This is a genomic window from Thioalkalivibrio sp. ALE21, from assembly GCF_003208255.1.
In the GTDB taxonomy this organism is placed as follows: domain Bacteria; phylum Pseudomonadota; class Gammaproteobacteria; order Ectothiorhodospirales; family Ectothiorhodospiraceae; genus Thioalkalivibrio; species Thioalkalivibrio halophilus.
On sequence record NZ_QKMA01000005.1, the window covers coordinates 51,013 to 66,852 of the forward strand.

At 68.3% G+C, this 15,840-nt stretch carries 13 protein-coding genes; 6 read left to right on the forward strand and 7 right to left on the reverse strand.

The genetic code is table 11. The features are described 5' to 3' along the window. Positions 1–188 precede the first annotated feature (188 nt). Both D893_RS06200 and D893_RS06205 read left to right on the forward strand, forming a co-directional pair. A complete protein-coding gene (locus D893_RS06200) occupies positions 189–2,609 on the forward strand; it encodes an EAL domain-containing protein (RefSeq protein ID WP_110619379.1) in 2,421 nt (806 codons plus the stop codon). Between the two features lie 129 nt (positions 2,610–2,738). After that, the gene (locus D893_RS06205; protein WP_018946533.1) at positions 2,739–3,530 is read left to right on the forward strand and encodes a ferredoxin--NADP reductase; all 792 of its coding nucleotides are present in this window, start codon (positions 2,739–2,741) and stop codon (positions 3,528–3,530) included. Between the two features lie 26 nt (positions 3,531–3,556). Here the strand turns inward: D893_RS06205 and D893_RS06210 are convergent, their stop codons facing one another. Then, a complete protein-coding gene (locus tag D893_RS06210) occupies positions 3,557–4,204 on the reverse strand; it encodes a DNA-J related domain-containing protein (RefSeq protein ID WP_018946534.1) in 648 nt (215 codons plus the stop codon). Beyond that, a complete protein-coding gene (locus D893_RS06215; protein ID WP_024328479.1) occupies positions 4,201–4,614 on the reverse strand; it encodes a YchJ family protein in 414 nt (137 codons plus the stop codon). Before D893_RS06215 ends, D893_RS06210 begins: the two co-directional genes overlap by 4 nt. A 95-nt stretch (positions 4,615–4,709) precedes the next feature. Here D893_RS06215 and D893_RS06220 point away from each other — a divergent pair, with 95 nt between their 5' ends. After that, positions 4,710–5,549: an SDR family oxidoreductase gene (locus tag D893_RS06220; protein ID WP_024328478.1), complete on the forward strand. Its 840-nt coding sequence runs from the start codon at positions 4,710–4,712 to the stop codon at positions 5,547–5,549. Between the two features lie 114 nt (positions 5,550–5,663). Here the strand turns inward: D893_RS06220 and D893_RS06225 are convergent, their stop codons facing one another. Beyond that, a complete protein-coding gene (locus D893_RS06225; RefSeq protein ID WP_019641719.1) occupies positions 5,664–6,290 on the reverse strand; it encodes a peroxiredoxin in 627 nt (208 codons plus the stop codon). A gap of 243 nt (positions 6,291–6,533) precedes the next feature. Further along, complete coding sequence (locus D893_RS06230) at positions 6,534–7,142, reverse strand: DUF938 domain-containing protein (RefSeq protein ID WP_110619380.1); 609 nt, start codon at positions 7,140–7,142, stop codon at positions 6,534–6,536. 156 nt (positions 7,143–7,298) lie between these two features. On the opposite strand from D893_RS06230, the gene D893_RS06235 reads away from it, so the two are divergent. Further along, positions 7,299–8,177, forward strand: coding sequence for a bifunctional nuclease domain-containing protein (locus D893_RS06235; protein WP_018946539.1), 879 nt, complete (start codon positions 7,299–7,301; stop codon positions 8,175–8,177). Between the two features lie 31 nt (positions 8,178–8,208). Here D893_RS06235 and pgi read toward each other — a convergent pair whose 3' ends face one another. Continuing rightward, positions 8,209–9,870: a glucose-6-phosphate isomerase gene (gene pgi, locus D893_RS06240; RefSeq protein WP_110619381.1), complete on the reverse strand. Its 1,662-nt coding sequence runs from the start codon at positions 9,868–9,870 to the stop codon at positions 8,209–8,211. A 125-nt stretch (positions 9,871–9,995) separates the two neighbouring features. Between pgi and glgA the strand changes: the two genes are divergently transcribed. Together glgA and ppc are read left to right on the forward strand one after the other, a co-directional pair. Then, a complete protein-coding gene (glgA, locus tag D893_RS06245) occupies positions 9,996–11,474 on the forward strand; it encodes a glycogen synthase GlgA (protein ID WP_110619382.1) in 1,479 nt (492 codons plus the stop codon). Between the two features lie 96 nt (positions 11,475–11,570). Continuing rightward, a complete protein-coding gene (gene ppc / locus D893_RS06250) occupies positions 11,571–14,423 on the forward strand; it encodes a phosphoenolpyruvate carboxylase (protein WP_110619383.1) in 2,853 nt (950 codons plus the stop codon). 69 nt (positions 14,424–14,492) lie between these two features. On the opposite strand, the gene panD is transcribed toward ppc, so the two are convergent. Together panD and panC are read right to left on the reverse strand one after the other, a co-directional pair. Beyond that, a complete protein-coding gene (gene panD, locus D893_RS06255) occupies positions 14,493–14,873 on the reverse strand; it encodes an aspartate 1-decarboxylase (RefSeq protein WP_018871149.1) in 381 nt (126 codons plus the stop codon). Between the two features lie 86 nt (positions 14,874–14,959). Beyond that, the gene (gene panC, locus D893_RS06260; RefSeq protein WP_026288924.1) at positions 14,960–15,832 is read right to left on the reverse strand and encodes a pantoate--beta-alanine ligase; all 873 of its coding nucleotides are present in this window, start codon (positions 15,830–15,832) and stop codon (positions 14,960–14,962) included. Between the last annotated feature and the right edge of the window lie 8 nt (positions 15,833–15,840).

A 15,840-nucleotide genomic window follows, 5' to 3' on the forward strand; every position in this document is an offset into this window, starting at 1 on the left:
ATCGGATTGATCCTCGCTTCAAAATTGGCAACTGACCCGAACGATGGGGCCGCCGCCCCCCCGCTTCAAGACCGAACCCGCAAATTCCCTGTCGAAATGACCGGACTCCCCCGGTCATGGTACGGGATCTGACAGCGGCCCGGGCACTCTGTATCGTCAGTGATCCAGCCCGTCACCCGACAACCGCGATGTCACCTGCGCCGGACTCCCAACGCTACCGCAACCTTTTCGAGCAGGCGCCCGAGGCTCACCTGGTCCTTGATCGAGCCGGGCATGTGGTGGCGGCCAACCAGGCGGCCTGCCGGCTTTTTCACTGCGCCGACGCCGGGGAGCTCGACGGCCGGAGCATCACCGCACTGGACATGGAAGCCTCGCCCGACGATGTCCGGCGCGTTCACGAAAATCCGGCGCATCACCTGCCCGCACGCTTCGAGACCCGCATGCGGCGTCCGGACGGCAGCCATTTCCCGGCGGAGGTCCGTACCCGCGCGGTGGAACACGACGACGATATCGAGGTCTTCACCACCCTGCGCGACATCACCGGCCAGCGCATCTCGGAGCAGACCCTGCATGACCTCGAAAGCCAGCTGGAGGTCACCGTCGCCAATGCTCCGCTGATCCTGTTCTCCCTCGATGCCGACGGCTACATCACGCTGTCAGAGGGTGCCGGCCTGTACGGCCTGGGGCTGAACAACCACGACCTGGTGGGCGTGAACGCCTTCGAACGCTGGGCGGACCATCCGCAGGTGCCGCAGGACCTGCGTCGCGCCCTCGCGGGCGAGCACTTCGCCAGTGAATTCGATCTCGATGGCCGCCGCCTCAACATCAGCTGGACCCCGACCGCGGACCCGGACCGCGTGATCTCGGGCGTGATCGGCGTGGCCTACGACCTGACCGACCTGCGCGTTACCGAACGGCACCTGGAAGCGGAACGCGACCGACTCTCGACCACCCTGGAATCACTGGCCGACGGGGTCATCACGACCGATGCCGACGGCCGGATCCAGTACATCAACCCGGCCGCCGAAGCGCTCCTGGACGTGGACCGGGCGAACGTCCTGGACGCCGATGCGGATCGCACGATCGGTCTCCTGGAACCCGGCCAGGACAGCGCGACACCCCTCGCGGCGCGCTGTCTGCGCTGGGGCCGGCCCCTGGAGTACCCGGAAGGTCGCCTGGAAATCTGCGCGGGCCCCTGCCACGTGCGGGCCACGGTCTCGCCCCTGGGCGGAGCAACGGATGGAGACGTCACGGGCGCGGTCATCGTGCTGCAGGACATGACCGCCCTGTCGGACATGACCAGCCGCCTCAACCACCAGGCGACCCACGATGACCTGACCGAACTGTTCAACCGTCGGGAGTTCGAGCGCCGGGTGGAGTCGGCCCTGTCAATTCCGGGCCGGCACAGGACACCGCATGTGCTGTGCTACATGGACCTGGACCAGTTCAAGATCGTCAACGATACCTGCGGCCACCTGGCCGGCGATGCCCTGTTACAGCGCCTGGCCGAGCTGCTGCCCCGGCACATCCGGGAGAGCGACACCCTGGCGCGCCTGGGTGGTGACGAATTCGGCCTGCTGCTTAACCACTGTCCGGTGGAGCGCGCGCAGGAGATTGCGGAGGAAATCATCGACACGGTGCGCGATCTGCGCTTCGAATGGGAGGGCCGGCGCTTCGACATCGGGGTATCCATCGGCCTGGTCCCGGTGTACGGGGCGCAGAAGGATCTGAACATCCTTCTCAGCCAGGCCGATTCGGCCTGCTACGCCGCCAAGGAAACCGGGCGCAACACGGTGTACCTGTGGCGCGAGGGCGATGATCGCCTGCGCCAGCGCCACGGCGAGATGGAATGGGTGGGGCGCATTCGCGACGCCCTGGAACAGGCCCGTTTCGTCCCCTTTGCCCAGCCCATTCAGCGTCTGGACCCGGCCGCCGGACACAGCCTGGACCATTTCGAGGTACTGGTGCGGCTGCAGGACGAGCAGGGCGAGCTCATCGCGCCCGGGGCATTCATTCCGGCTGCCGAACGCTACCACCTGATGCCCGAGATCGACCGTCACGTAATCGAGGCGGTGCTGATCGAGCTGACCACGCACCCGGACGACTCGATCCCGGTGGCCATCAACCTGTCGGGCCAGTCGCTGGCCCAGCCGGAGATGCTGGACTTCATCGCCGACCGCCTGTCGCACCACGGCATCGCCCCGCGGCGCGTGACCTTCGAGATCACCGAAACCGCGGCGATCTCCAATCACGACCAGGCGATCAGCCTGATCCGCGCACTGCGCTATCTTGGCTGTCATTTCTCGCTGGACGACTTCGGCTCGGGGCTGTCCTCTTTCGGTTATCTGAAGAAACTCTCGGTGGACTTCCTCAAGATCGACGGCAGTTTCGTCCGCGGGATCGCTCAGGACCCGGTGGATGCGGCCATGGTCACGGCCATCCACCGGGTGGGCCGTGTTCTGGGTCTGCACACCATCGCCGAAGGGGTGGAGGACGCCGAGGGCATGGAACGGCTGCGCGCCATCGGTCTGGACTGCGTGCAGGGTTATCACATCGCCCGTCCGCGTCCCCTGCGCGACTGCCTGCAGGACCTTCTCACTTCTTCCTGACCAACGAGCGGTTGTCTGCCGGGGATCCCCGTGTTTCGCTGCATGGCCCCGGCGCAGGCCCGCTCATTGGGCACGTCTTTCCTCCGCCTGTTAAATTGTTGACCAGATCACTCGGAGAATAGCCCCGTCATGCCCTACTCGGAACAGCAGATCACGTCCCTGCACCACTGGTCGGACAAGACCTTCAGCTTCACCACCACGCGGCCGGAGGGCTTCGAATTCCGCAATGGCCAGTTCGTGACGCTGGGCCTGCGCCCGGAGGGCAAACTGATCCCGCGCGCCTATTCGATCGTGTCGGACCCGTCCAGCGAGGAACTCGAGTTCCTCAGCATCCACGTGCCCGACGGTGACCTGACCAGCCGCCTCGCCCATGTCGAACCGGGCGACTCGATCTGGATCAACAACAAGGTCACCGGCTCGCTGACGGTGGATTACGTGCAGCCCGGTCGGCATCTGTACATGCTGGCCACCGGCACCGGCATCGCGCCGTTCGTCTCCCTGGTCCGCAGCGACGAAGTGTTCGAACATTTCGAACGGGTCATCCTGGTGCACAGCGTGCGCACCGTGGAGGAACTGGCCTATCGCGAGGAGCTGGAAGCGAAGATCAGCGATCGCTTCCGCTACATGCCCACCGTGACCCGCGAGGATCACGACTTCGCCTGCCCCGTGGCGCAGCAGCCGTTCGACAACAACCAGCGCGGCGCCGAGCTGTTCCGCTCGGGCGAGCTGTTCCGGGCGCTGGATCTGCCGCCCGCGGACCCGGAGCAGGATCGCGTGATGCTGTGCGGCAACCCGGCGATGAACCGCGAGATGAGCCAGTGGCTCGAGGAGCACGGCTGGGTACAGACCAGCTACAAGGGGACCGGCACCTACACCGTGGAACAGGCCTTCGTGACCACCATGGACGACGCCGACGACTGAGCCCTCCGGCGGCGGAGCGAGACGTGTCAGTCGCCCAGCAGGATCCAGCGCGCCTCGTTGAGGCGCTGCAGGGTGGCCGTGTCGCCACCCCGGTCGGGGTGGTGGCGCTGGGCCAGGCGGCGGTAGCGGGACTGGATCTCCGCGTCGTCCACCGGATCCGCCAGCTCCAGCACCGCCAGCGCCGCTGCCCGGCGGTCGCCGCCGTCCATCCGCCGCCAGAAGCCGTCCAGCAGGGCCTGCACCGCGGCCGCATCCATGTGATCCAGAGTGCTCAGGTCGAGGTAATAGGCCCGCAAAGGGTCCTCGCGCACCAGGGCCGCGGAGACCGTGCCGGCGGTTGCCGCGGCCCCCGCGCCGTCCGTGGCCCGCGCCTGAATGCCGATATCCAGGCAATGGATGCGCAGCCATTCGCCCTCGGCCGCCAGCCGGTCGCGCAGGCGATAGAGGCAGTGAAACAGCAGGAAATGGGTGCGGAACAGCCCCAGCGGTTCACGCAGGTCGGCCCCGGCGAAGGGCACCACGCCAGCGTCGCGCAGGCGGGCGATCAGCGCGTGCTCGGTCTGTCCCGCAGCCTGCGCACGCACGCCCCGCTCCACCGCCGCCAGCAGCCCCGGATCGACCTCGGTATCCACCCCGGTACGCGCATCCGCGGCGGCAGCGACGACGGGGTTCACGAGGCGTCCGGCGTGTCGCCGTCGATGTAGTACCAGTGGCCGTCGATGCGCCGGAACCGGCTGCGTTCGTGCAGCCGCATGCCCTGGCCGTGCAGCCGCGCGCGGGCGACGAATTCGACCCTCCCGGCGGTGTCGTCGGGGCCGCCGGCTTCGCTGCCGCGCACACTCAGCCCGAGCCAGCGCCGATCCGGGTCCAGCTCCAGCGAGGCCGGGCGGGTCTGCGGATGCCAGGTCGCCAGGATGTAGGCCTCGTTATGCTCGGTGTAGGCGGTGTAGCGCGAGCGCATCAGTGCCTCGGCGGTCTCCGCCGGGGCCGTGCCATCGATGCGCGGCCCGCAGCACCGCTCACGCGGGCGACCGGACCCGCAGGGGCAGTTCACGCTGTCCGGTTTCGGCTTGCGGCGACCCATCTCGACCCCCGAGAAAAAATGATCAGGACGCGGGAAATCCCCCAACGCCGGAGCAGGGGAGTAGCGTAACCCCCAGCCACACCGGAGTGAACCGCATGGACGATATACTGATCCTCGGCTGCGGAGACCTGGGCACCGGGCTGGCCGGCCGGCTGCACGACGCCGGACACCGGGTCTGGGGTCTGCGGCGCCATCCCGAACGCCTGCCCGGATGGATCCGGCCGCTGCAGGGGGACCTGACGGACCCCGACGGCCTGCCGGAGCTGCCGCGCTCGACCCGGGCGGTGTATTTCATCACCACCCCCGACCAGATGGACGACACCGGCTACCGGCGCGCCTATGTCGACGCCCTGCAGCACGCGCTGGGCGCCCTGGAGCGCCAGGGCCTGCAGCCGGAACGCGTGATCTTCGTGTCGTCCACCGGCGTCTACGGCGTCGATGACGGCAGCCGGGTCGACGAAGACACCCCCGCCCTGCCACAACGCTTCTCCGGACGCCGCCTGCTGGAGGCCGAACGCCTGCTGGAGGCCTCGCCGTACCGTGGCATCCGCCTGCGCCTGGGCGGGATCTACGGACCGGGGCGCGAACGCATGCTGGATCTGGCGCGCGCCGGCCAGCTGGGCGATGACGAACCGCCGACGTGGACCAACCGCATCCACCGCGATGATGCGGTCGGCATCCTGCACCACCTGTTCACGCTGGCCGATCCCGATCCGGTCTATCTCGGCGTGGATACCGAACCGGCCCTGAAAAGCGAAGTGCTGCACTGGCTCGCCGCGCGCCTGGGCACTCTGCCGGCAGACGCGGCGGTCCACCGCGTGGATGCCCGCGACGGGGCCCGCGGCCGGCGCTGCGACAGCCGGCGCCTGCAGGACTCCGGCTACCGCTTCCGCTATCCCGACTACCGGGCCGGCTTCGCCCCGCTGCTGCCCTGAAACACACGCGCGCCGCACACACAAAAAAGGCCCCGCCCGGCAGAACCGGAGGGGCCCGGAGAGACCCGGCCCGGGGAGGCAGAACCCCGGGACCGGTGATCAGAACCCGGAGGTTCAGACCTTGGTGTAGCGCAGGTACGAGCGGATCTCGTCGAAGCCCTGCGGGAACTTCTTCTGCGCTTCTTCGTTGCTGACCGTCGGCGGGATGATCACCTTGTCACCCGGGGTCCAGTCGGCCGGCGTCGCGATGCCGTGCTTGTCGGCGGTCTGCAGGCCGTCGATGGCACGCAGGATCTCGTCGAAGTTGCGGCCCAGCGACATCGGGTAGGTCATCATCAGACGGATCTTCTTGTTCGGATCAATGATGTAGACCGAACGCACCGCCGCGGTGTCGCTCTCGCCGGGGTGGATCATCTCGTAGAGTTCCGAGATCTTCTTGTCGGCGTCGGCGACGATCGGGAATTCGAGGGTCGTGTTCTGCGTGTCGTTCACATCCTCGATCCACTTGTTGTGCTCTTCCACCGTATCGGTGGACAGGCCCAGCGGCTTCACGTTGCGGTCCGCGAACTGCTTCGCGAGCTGCGCGGTGCGACCCATCTCGGTGGTGCACACCGGGGTGAAGTCGGCCGGGTGGCTGAAGAAGAAGCACCAGGAATCGCCGATCCACTCGTGGAAGTCGATCTTGCCGGTGGTGGTGTCGACCTGGAAGTTCGGTGCGGTATCGCCCAGACGAAGCGTCATATCGCTATCTCCTTTGCTTGGTTCCGTTGATTCGGTTAGTGGCAGATGATCGTTATCGATCATGTGCATCACTATATCGGCGAATTCTTATGATGTGAATTCTATTATATCAATCACACCGATCGCCTAATCCTATGAGTCGCCCTGGATCCATTTCCATGGCCATTTCATGGTCAACCATTGGTGTCGCCACCTCGCCCGAAGTTCCCGCCGGACAGTGACCCGGTCCACAAACCGTACGGCTCAGACCGTATCCCGCCGCCAGATCAGGATCTGGTTGTTCACCGGCATGTCCACCACCGCCTCCCGGGTCAGGCCGCAGGCGCTCGCCAGCGCGTCCAGGTCGGCGCGATCGCGCACCCCCATCCCCGGGTCCTGCTGGCGCAGAGAACGGTCGAAGCGCGCATTGGATTCGGCCGTGTGCTCCCCGTCGTGCGCGAACGGCCCGTACAGCGCAAACAGCCCGTCCGGTTCCAGGACCCCGGCGACCCCGGAGAACAGCGCCTCCACCCCCGGCCAGTGCAGGATGTGGACCGTGTTCGCGCTGTAGACGTAACGAAACGGACCGTCCGGCCAGGGATCAGCGGCGACATCCAGCGCGCGCGGCGGCTGCAGGTTGGGCGCCGCCGCCTCGCGCCGCCACGCCTCGATCCCCGGCAGGTGTTCGGCGACATCGGTGGGCAGCCACTGCAGATGCCCCAGGCGCGGCGCCATGAAAGCCGCATGCTGGCCGGTCCCCGCCCCCAGCTCCAGCAGGGCACCCGGACGGATGAACCACTGTTCCAGGATCCCCAGGATCGGCTCGCGGTTCTGTTCGGCCGCCGGGGCATACGGGCGCTGCGTCACTTCCATGGGGTTCTCCGGTCTGCGGTGTGCGGGTTCCGGCCCAGCATAAACGACGCCCGAAGCGCCCACGTGCAAGACCGCACGTTCCTCAGGTCCGCGATGGACCCCGCGGGTGCGGGACTGCCATGATCCGTATTCAGGTCCCTTTTACGGAGAGCCCCCATGTCCCGCTACCCGCATCGTCCCGCCCGCTCCCGGATCGCTGCATGGGCCACCGCCCTGGGGCTGCTCCTCGGCGCCGTGGCCGCCACCTCTCACGCCGACGCACGCGAGCCGGCCAGCGACCCGGACACCCTCCTGCCGGTGGAGCTGGCCACCGTGGGGGTGGACGCGCATAGCGGCCTGCCCATTGCCCTGCTGCGCGACCCCGAATCCGCCGACGTCGTGCCCATCGTCATCGGCACCGACCAGGCCCGCGCCATCCTCCTGGCCATGCAGGATGTCGACGTACCGCGGCCCATGACCCACGACCTGATGGTCGACCTGCTGCGCGAACTCGACGCGGAGCTGGAACGGGTCATCGTGGACGGGCTGGAAGACGGCACCTATCTCGGCATGCTGGAGCTGCGTGTCCCCGGCGAGGGGGCACCGCGGCGGATCGATGCCCGGCCCAGCGACGCCCTCGCGCTGGCAGTGCGCACCGGCGCGCCCATCGCGGTGGCGCCGGAAATCCTCGAGGCCGACGTCCCCTTCGATTTCCAGCCCCCCGGTGACGACGAGATCGTCACCGCGCTGGGGATCACCGTAATCGAAGCACGCGACGATCTGCGCGAGGCCCTGGGCCTGCCGGACGAGCCCGGCGTCCTCGTCAGCCGTGCCGAGGGAGCCGCCGCCGAGGCCGGCCTGGAGCAGGGCGCGCTGATCCTGGAGGTCAACGGACGCAGCCCGGAAACCCCGATCGACTTCCTCGAGGCCGTGGGAACCACCCCGGACGACGAAGAAGCCGAACTGCGCTTCTGGCTGGACGGCGAGACCCGCACCATCACGCTGCCCACCGACGTCCCGGTGCTGCCGGACGACGAAGACGCGATTCAGGCCTGAACGCGCGCCGCCGGGTCCCTCCGCGGGCGCTTCAGCGCATGTGCCGGCGCAGCCAGTCGATGCTGGCGGCGGTCGCCGGGTCGTGCGGACCCGGCTCGCCGGCCGGGTCGAGATCCGCCAGCACCCGGCCGGCCAGCTGCTTGCCCAGCTCCACGCCCCACTGATCGAAGGCGTTGATCTCCCACAGGCTCGCAAGCACGTAGATCTTGTGCTCGAACAGGGCGATCAGCGCGCCCAGGCGCTCCGGATCCAGGTCTTCCAGCAGGATCAGCGTGCTCGGCCGGTCGCCGGGGAAGCTGCGATGCGCCGCCAGCGCCTCGATCTCGGCCGCATCACGACCGGCGGCGGCCATCTCCGCCCGGGCCTCGTCCTCGCTGCGCCCCAGGGCGAGCGCCTCGGCCTGGGCCACCAGATTGGCCAGCAGCATGGGGTGCTGTTGCGGCAGGTCGTGTTCGGCGCGCGCAACGCCGATGAATTCCGCCGGAACCCGCCGCGTACCCTGATGCAGCAGCTGATAGAACGCATGCTGCCCATCGGTGCCCACTGCGCCCCAGACCAGCGCCCCGGTATGCCCTTCCACCGGCGTGCCGTCCAGCCGCACCCGCTTGCCCAGGCTCTCCATCTCCGCCTGCTGCAGATACGGCGGCAGGAAGTACAGCCGCTCGTCGTAGGGCAGCACCGCGCGCGATTCCGCCCCCTGGGTGTCCTGATTCCACAGGTCCACCAGGGCCATGCGCGCCGCGGCATTGTCTTCTACCGTAGCGGTGCGCACGTGCTCGTCCATCTTGTGGGCCCCCGCCAGGAAGCGGCGGAAGCCCTCCGCCCCCAGCATCAGGGCCACCGGGAGGCCGATCGCCGACCATACCGAATAACGACCACCCACCCAGTCCCAGAAACCGAACATGCGTTCGGGCGAGATACCGAAGGCCTCGACGCGCTCGCGCGCGGTGGAAACCGCCACAAAATGAGCCGCGACCGCGGACGCATCGCCGGCCGCATGCTCCACCAGCCACTCGCGGGCCGCACGGGCGTTGGTCAGGGTCTCCTGAGTCGTGAAGGTCTTGGAGGCGACCACGAACAGCGTAGTCTCCGGATCCACTTCGCGCAGCACCCGGGACAGGGCCTCGCCGTCGACATTGGAAACGAAATGCATGTCCAGCGGGCTTCCCCCGGCAGCCGGGCATGCATGGTCGGCAAGCGCGCGACAGACCATGCGCGGCCCCAGATCGGAGCCCCCGATCCCGATGTTCACCACCGCCTCGATCGGCCGTCCGCTGAATCCCCGGTGCGTCCCGTCGTGCACCGCCGTCACGAACGCCTCCATTCGGTCCAGGACCTCATGCACCGCCGGCACCACGTCTTCGCCGTCCAGCTCGCAGCGAGCCTCGCGGGGCAGGCGCAACGCGGTGTGCAACGCGGCCCGCCCCTCGGTCACGTTCACCCGCTCGCCCCCGAACAGCCGCCCCAGCGCCGAAGGGATATCGGCGGCCCGCGCCGCCGCGAACAGCGCCTCCCAGGCATCGGCATCCAGCCGCTGGCGCGTCCAGTCCAGGCGCAGGCCGGCCACCTCGCAGACATCGCGCTCCACCCGTTCCGGCTCGCGCTCCAGCAGCTCGCGCAGATGCTCCGGCTCCAGGCGCCGGGCTTCGTTCTGCAGGACCTCGCGCGCGGCGATTCGGTGGGAACGGTTCATGCGGCTACCTCGACGTCGGGGGGTGTCGATACAGCATAATCCGCCACCCGGCAGCCGTCAGCCTGCATTGCCATTCACCGGGGCCGGCTGCGTTACACTCAACGTCTCGTTACGGAGAAGCCGTCATGCGCATCCTTTTCGCCACCAGCGAGGTCTTCGGACTGGTCAAGACCGGCGGTCTCGCCGATGTCAGCGCCAGCCTGCCTGTCGCCCTGCGGCGCCGGCGACAGGACGCGCGCCTGATCCTGCCGGCCTACCCCGAGGCGGTGCAGCGCCTGCGCCGGCCGGTCACCCACCCGGGACCGGAAGACGCTCCGTGGCAGCTGATCGAGGGCCATCTACCGGGCACGCGCATGCCGGTCTACCTGGTCGACTGGCCGGAATATTTCCAGCGCGCCGGCAACCCGTACACCGCCTCCAACGACCAGGACTGGCCGGACAACGCGCAGCGCTTCGCCGGCTTCGCCCGTGCGGTGGCCCGAGTGGCCGCGGATGACGCCGGGCTGAACTGGACCCCGGAGATCGTCCACGGCAACGACTGGCAATGCGGCCTGCTGCCGATCTACCTGCGCGAGGCCTGCGGCACGCGGGATGCACCGGCGTCGGTATTCACCATCCACAACCTCGCCTATCAGGGCCTGTTTCCGGCCGAAACCGCGACCGCACTGGGTCTGCCCGCCGAGCTCTGGCACCCGGACGGCGTCGAGTTCCACCAGCAGCTGTCCTTCATGAAGGCCGGCCTCATGTTCAGCGACGCCATCACCACGGTCTCGCCCACCTATGCCCGCGAGATCCGGCAACCGGAACACGGCATGGGCCTGGACGGGGTGCTGCGCGCCCGGGCCAACGTGTTCCACGGCATCCTCAACGGCGTCGACTACCGCGCCTGGGACCCGGCCCGCGATCCGCACATCGCCGCCGCCTACGACCCCGACGACCTCTCCGGCAAGGCCGCCTGCAAGGCCGCGCTGCAGCGCCGCCTGGGGCTGACCGAAGACCCGGACATCCCGCTGCTGGGACACGTCGGGCGCATGGTCGAGCAGAAGGGCATGGACCTGCTGCTGGCGGTGGCCGCCCCGCTGGCCGAGGCCGGGCACATCCAGCTGGCGCTGGTCGGCTCCGGACAGACGGACCTGGAGCACGCCGCGGGCGCCCTCTCGCGGGCCCACCCCGGGCGGGTTGGTGTCCACATCGGCTACGACGAACCGCTGGCGCATCAGATCGAGGCCGGTGCCGACCTGTTCGCGATGCCGTCGCGCTTCGAGCCCTGCGGGCTCAACCAGCTCTACAGCCTGCGCTATGGCACCCCGCCGGTGGTGCATGCCACCGGCGGCCTGACCGATACCGTGGTCGACGCCACCCCCGAAGCGCTGGAGGCCGGAACCGCCACCGGATTCAGCTTCACACCCGACAGCATCCCGGCGCTCGGCGACGCCCTGGAGCGGGCCCTGGCGCTTTACCATGCCCGCGCCGACGGCCGCTGGGAACAGCTGATGCGCACCGGGATGCAGCAGAACTTCGACTGGCAGGTCGCGGCCGGGGCCTATCTCGAACTCTATCGCGCACACCGCCCCCGGGCGCGCGCGGGCGCATCTGCGCTATAATCGCCGGCTTTCGCCGCCGACCGGCACGGGCCGGCAGGCAAGCAACCACCACGGCGGGGCCGGCTGCGGCCGGCCCCCTGCTGCGCGGGCCGCCTCATGAACCAAGCCGATCACAACGACCGTTTCCTGCCCCAGGACAAGGAACTGCGCGCGCGCGTGCGCCTGTTCGGAGAACTGCTGGGCAACGTCATCTGGAAACTCGAGGGCAAGACCGTCTTCGACGCGGTGGAAACCCTGCGCCGTGGATTTGTCAGCCTGCGCAAGGAGGAAGACCCGGAGCTGCGCCAGCGACTGATGGATGACATCACGCAGTTCGACACGACCCTGACCGAACGCGTGATCCGTGCCTTCAGCATCTACTTCTCGCTGGTCAACATCGCCGAGGAAGACCTGTTCTACCGCTGGCGCCGCGCCCAGGTCTCCAGTGGCGAGCCGCTGTGGCTGGGCTCCTTCGACCAGGCCCTGCGCGAACTGCACGACGACGGCGTCACAGCGCAGGAACTGGAGGAACTGCTGGGGCAGCTGCACTACCAGCCGGTGTTCACCGCGCATCCCACCGAGGCCCGGCGGCGGACCACCATGGAAAACCAGCGCCGGGTGTTCGAAACCGCCGACCGCCTCAACCAGCCGGGACTGGGCGACGAGGAACGTCGCCTGATCACCGAGGAGCTGGAAGGCCAGATCCAGATCCTGTGGCGCACCAACGAGGTCCGGGTGAGGAAGCCGGAGGTCCAGGACGAGATCAAGTACGGCCTGTTCTATTTCGAGGAGAGCCTGTTCGAGGCGGTGCCGCAGAGCTACCGCTTCCTCGAGAAGGCGATCCGCCGCATCTACGGGGTCAACCCGGACGGCTCCCTGCCGATGCGGATCCCCGCGTTCCTGCATTTCGGCTCCTGGATCGGCGGCGACCGCGACGGCAACCCCAACGTCACCCCGGAGGTCACGGCACTGGCCTCGCGTCTGGCGATGGAACAGGTGCTGCGCGAGTACATCAAGCGGGTCAACGAACTGCGCAACGTCCTCACCCACTCCTCCTACATGTGCGAGCCATCGGCCGAATTCCTCGCCAGCCTTCAGGCGGACTCGACCATCTCCAATGCCGTGTTCCAGGGCGCCTCCGACCGCTTCGAGACCGAGCCCTACCGGCGCAAGCTCTACATCATGCGCTACCGCCTGCAGGAAACCCTGGCCACGGTCACCCGGCGGATCCGGGGCGAGGCCGCCGTGCTGCCGACCAACAGCGCCTACGCCACGCCAGAAACCTTCCTGCAGGACCTGAAGCTGATCCGTGACTCCCTGATCAGCCACGGTGACCGCAATATCGCCAGCGGCGCGCTGACCGACCTCATCCGCCTGGTGGAGACCTTCGGTTTCCATCTGCATCACCTGGACGTGCGCCAGGAATCCACCGTGCACACCGAGGCGGTCGCCGAGATCCTGCGCCACATCGATCCGTCCCTGGACTACGCGGCCATGGACGAGCCCGCCCGTCAGCAGTGTCTGGCGGAGCTGATTGGCCGCGGCGACGAGCTGCCGCAGCCCGATCGCGCCGCCCTCGACGAACGTACCCGCGAGACCCTGGAAGTTTTCGAGGTCATCCGGCGCATGCGCGGCGAGGTCGGTCCGGACGGCATCGGCACCTACGTCATCTCCATGACCCATGCGGCCTCGCACGTACTGGAGGTCCTGCTGCTGGGCCGCCTGGCCGGACTGGCCGGCGAGCACCCGGAACACGGCGCCTTCTGTCACCTGCGCATCTCGCCGCTGTTCGAGACCATCGAGGACCTCCTGCACGTCGAGGACGTCCTGGAGGGCCTGCTGTCGAATCCGGTCTACGCGCGCCTGCTGGCCGCCTCCGGCAACGTCCAGGACGTGATGCTGGGCTACTCCGACTCCTGCAAGGACGGCGGCATCCTCGCCTCCAGCTGGAACCTCTACGAGGCGCAGAAGAAGATCGTCGGCATCACCGACCGCTACGGCGTGCGCTGCCAGCTGTTCCACGGCCGCGGCGGCACCGTCGGGCGCGGCGGCGGCCCGACCCACGAGTCCATCCTCGCCCAGCCCCCGGCCACCGTGCAGGGTCGGATCAAGTTCACCGAACAGGGCGAGGTCCTGTCGTACAAGTACTCCAACGTGGAGACCGCGGTATACGAACTGGGCATGGGCGCGACCGGCCTGATGCTCGCCTCGCGCAGCCTGATCCGCCCGCCGCGCTGCGACCGCGACGACTACCGCGAGACCATGGAGGAACTGGCGCGCCTGGGCGAGGATGCCTACCGCGATCTGATCGACCACACCCCGGGCACGCTCGACTACTTCTACGAGATCACCCCGGTGCAGGAGATCGGCTATCTCAACATCGGCTCGCGACCCTCGCACCGGCGCAAGACCGACCGTTCCAAGAGTTCGATCCGCGCGATCCCGTGGGTCTTCGGCTGGGCCCAGTCGCGCCACACCCTGCCCGCCTGGTACGGCATCGGCACCGCGCTGGAAACCTGGCGCGGCGACGATCCGGCACGCCTGGAACAGCTGCAGCGCATGTATCAGGAGTGGCCGTTCTTCCGTTCGCTGCTGTCCAACTGCCAGATGGCCCTGACCAAGGCCGACATGCGCACCGCCGCCGAGTACGCCCGGCTGTCGCACGACACCGACCTGTCCGAGCGCATCTATTCGCGGGTACGCGAGGAACACAGCCGCACCGTCAACGAGGTTCTGCGGGTGGCTCAGCTGGACGGGCTGATGGAAGAAACACCCCTGCTGGCGCGCTCGCTGCAGCGGCGCAACCCCTATCTGGATCCGCTCAACAGCATCCAGATCCACCTGCTGCGCCAGTCACGGGGTTTCGAGGCCGAGAACGAAGGGAACGGGGACGCCCGGGAGAACCCCTGGATCTCGCCGCTGCTGCGCTCGATCAACGCGATCGCCGCGGGGATGCGCAACACCGGCTGAGACCGGAGCGGGACACGCACTGGCCGGGGCCCGGGGCTCATGCAGGGCCCCGGGCCAATAATGCCGTACTCAGGCGGCCTGGACGGGGATATCGTGCCCGGTGCGGGCGATGGCGTTGTCGGCGTCGAGATACACCAGATCGGGGGTGAACTCGCGCGCCTCGGCGGCATCCAGCTGGCCGTAGGCGCAGATGATCACGCGATCGCCCACCGATGCCTTGTGCGCAGCGGCGCCATTGACCGAAATCACCCCGGACCCGGCTTCCGCCTCGATCGCGTATGTGGTGAAGCGTTCGCCGTTGTCCACGTTGTAGATCTGGATCTGCTCGAACGGCAGGATCCCGGAGGCCTCCAGCAGACGCGTATCGATCGCGCAGGACCCCTCGTACTCGAGTTCACAGTGCGTGACCCGGGCCTTGTGCAGCTTGCCCTTGAGCATGGTGACCAGCATAAGCGTCTTCCGTCGGCGAACGGTCTTTTCACGGGGCCGGGAATTATGCGCGATGCACGCGGGAGCGGCAATGTCCCGCGTCCGACTCAGGGCCGGCGATTATCGATCAGGCGCACGCTGTCCAGCCAGGCGGCCCCGAGGATCACGAGGTCCTGATCGCACAGGGCCTCGCCGGCTACCGGCTCGGCGAGATCCATCGCCCGGCGGATGGCCACGTATTCGGCATCCAGCCCGGCCTCGCGCAGGCGGTCGCAGGCCTCCGCCTCGATCTCGGTGACCCGGTCGGCCGCGCCGCTGCGGTCGCGCCGGCAGACGATGGCGACCTCGTCGAGCACGCGCTTGAGCGCCGGCGCTCGCGCGCGCGACTCCGCGGTCAGCCGGCTGTTGCGCGAGGAACAGGCCAGCCCGTCCGGCTCGCGCACCGTGGGTACCGCATCCACCCGCACCGGCATGTCCAGCGAGCCGACCATGCGCTCGATCAGGCGGAACTGCTGGTAATCCTTCTCGCCGAACAGGGCGATGTCGGGGCGCACCAGGTTGAACAGCTTGGCGACCACCGTCGCCACACCGTCGAAATGGCCCGGACGGAACGCCCCCTCGAGGATCTCCGACAGCACCGGCACGACCACCTTCACCGGCGGCAGCCCGTCGTCCGGGTACATCACCGATTCGTCCGGGCAGAACAGGGCGTCGACGCCGGCATCCGCCAGCCGGCGGGAGTCTTCTTCCAGGCTACGCGGGTAGTTCGCGAGGTCTTCCTCGCGGTCGAACTGCAGCGGATTGACGAAGATCGACACCACCACGCGCGAGGCGCGCGCCCGGGCCTCGCGAACCAGGGTCATGTGCCCCTCGTGCAGGTGTCCCATGGTGGGCACCAGGGCAATGGTTTCCTGGCTGCCGCGCCGGGTCCACTCACGGCGCATCGCCTGGATCTGTGGTCGATCTCGAAGGATTCTCATGGCCGTCC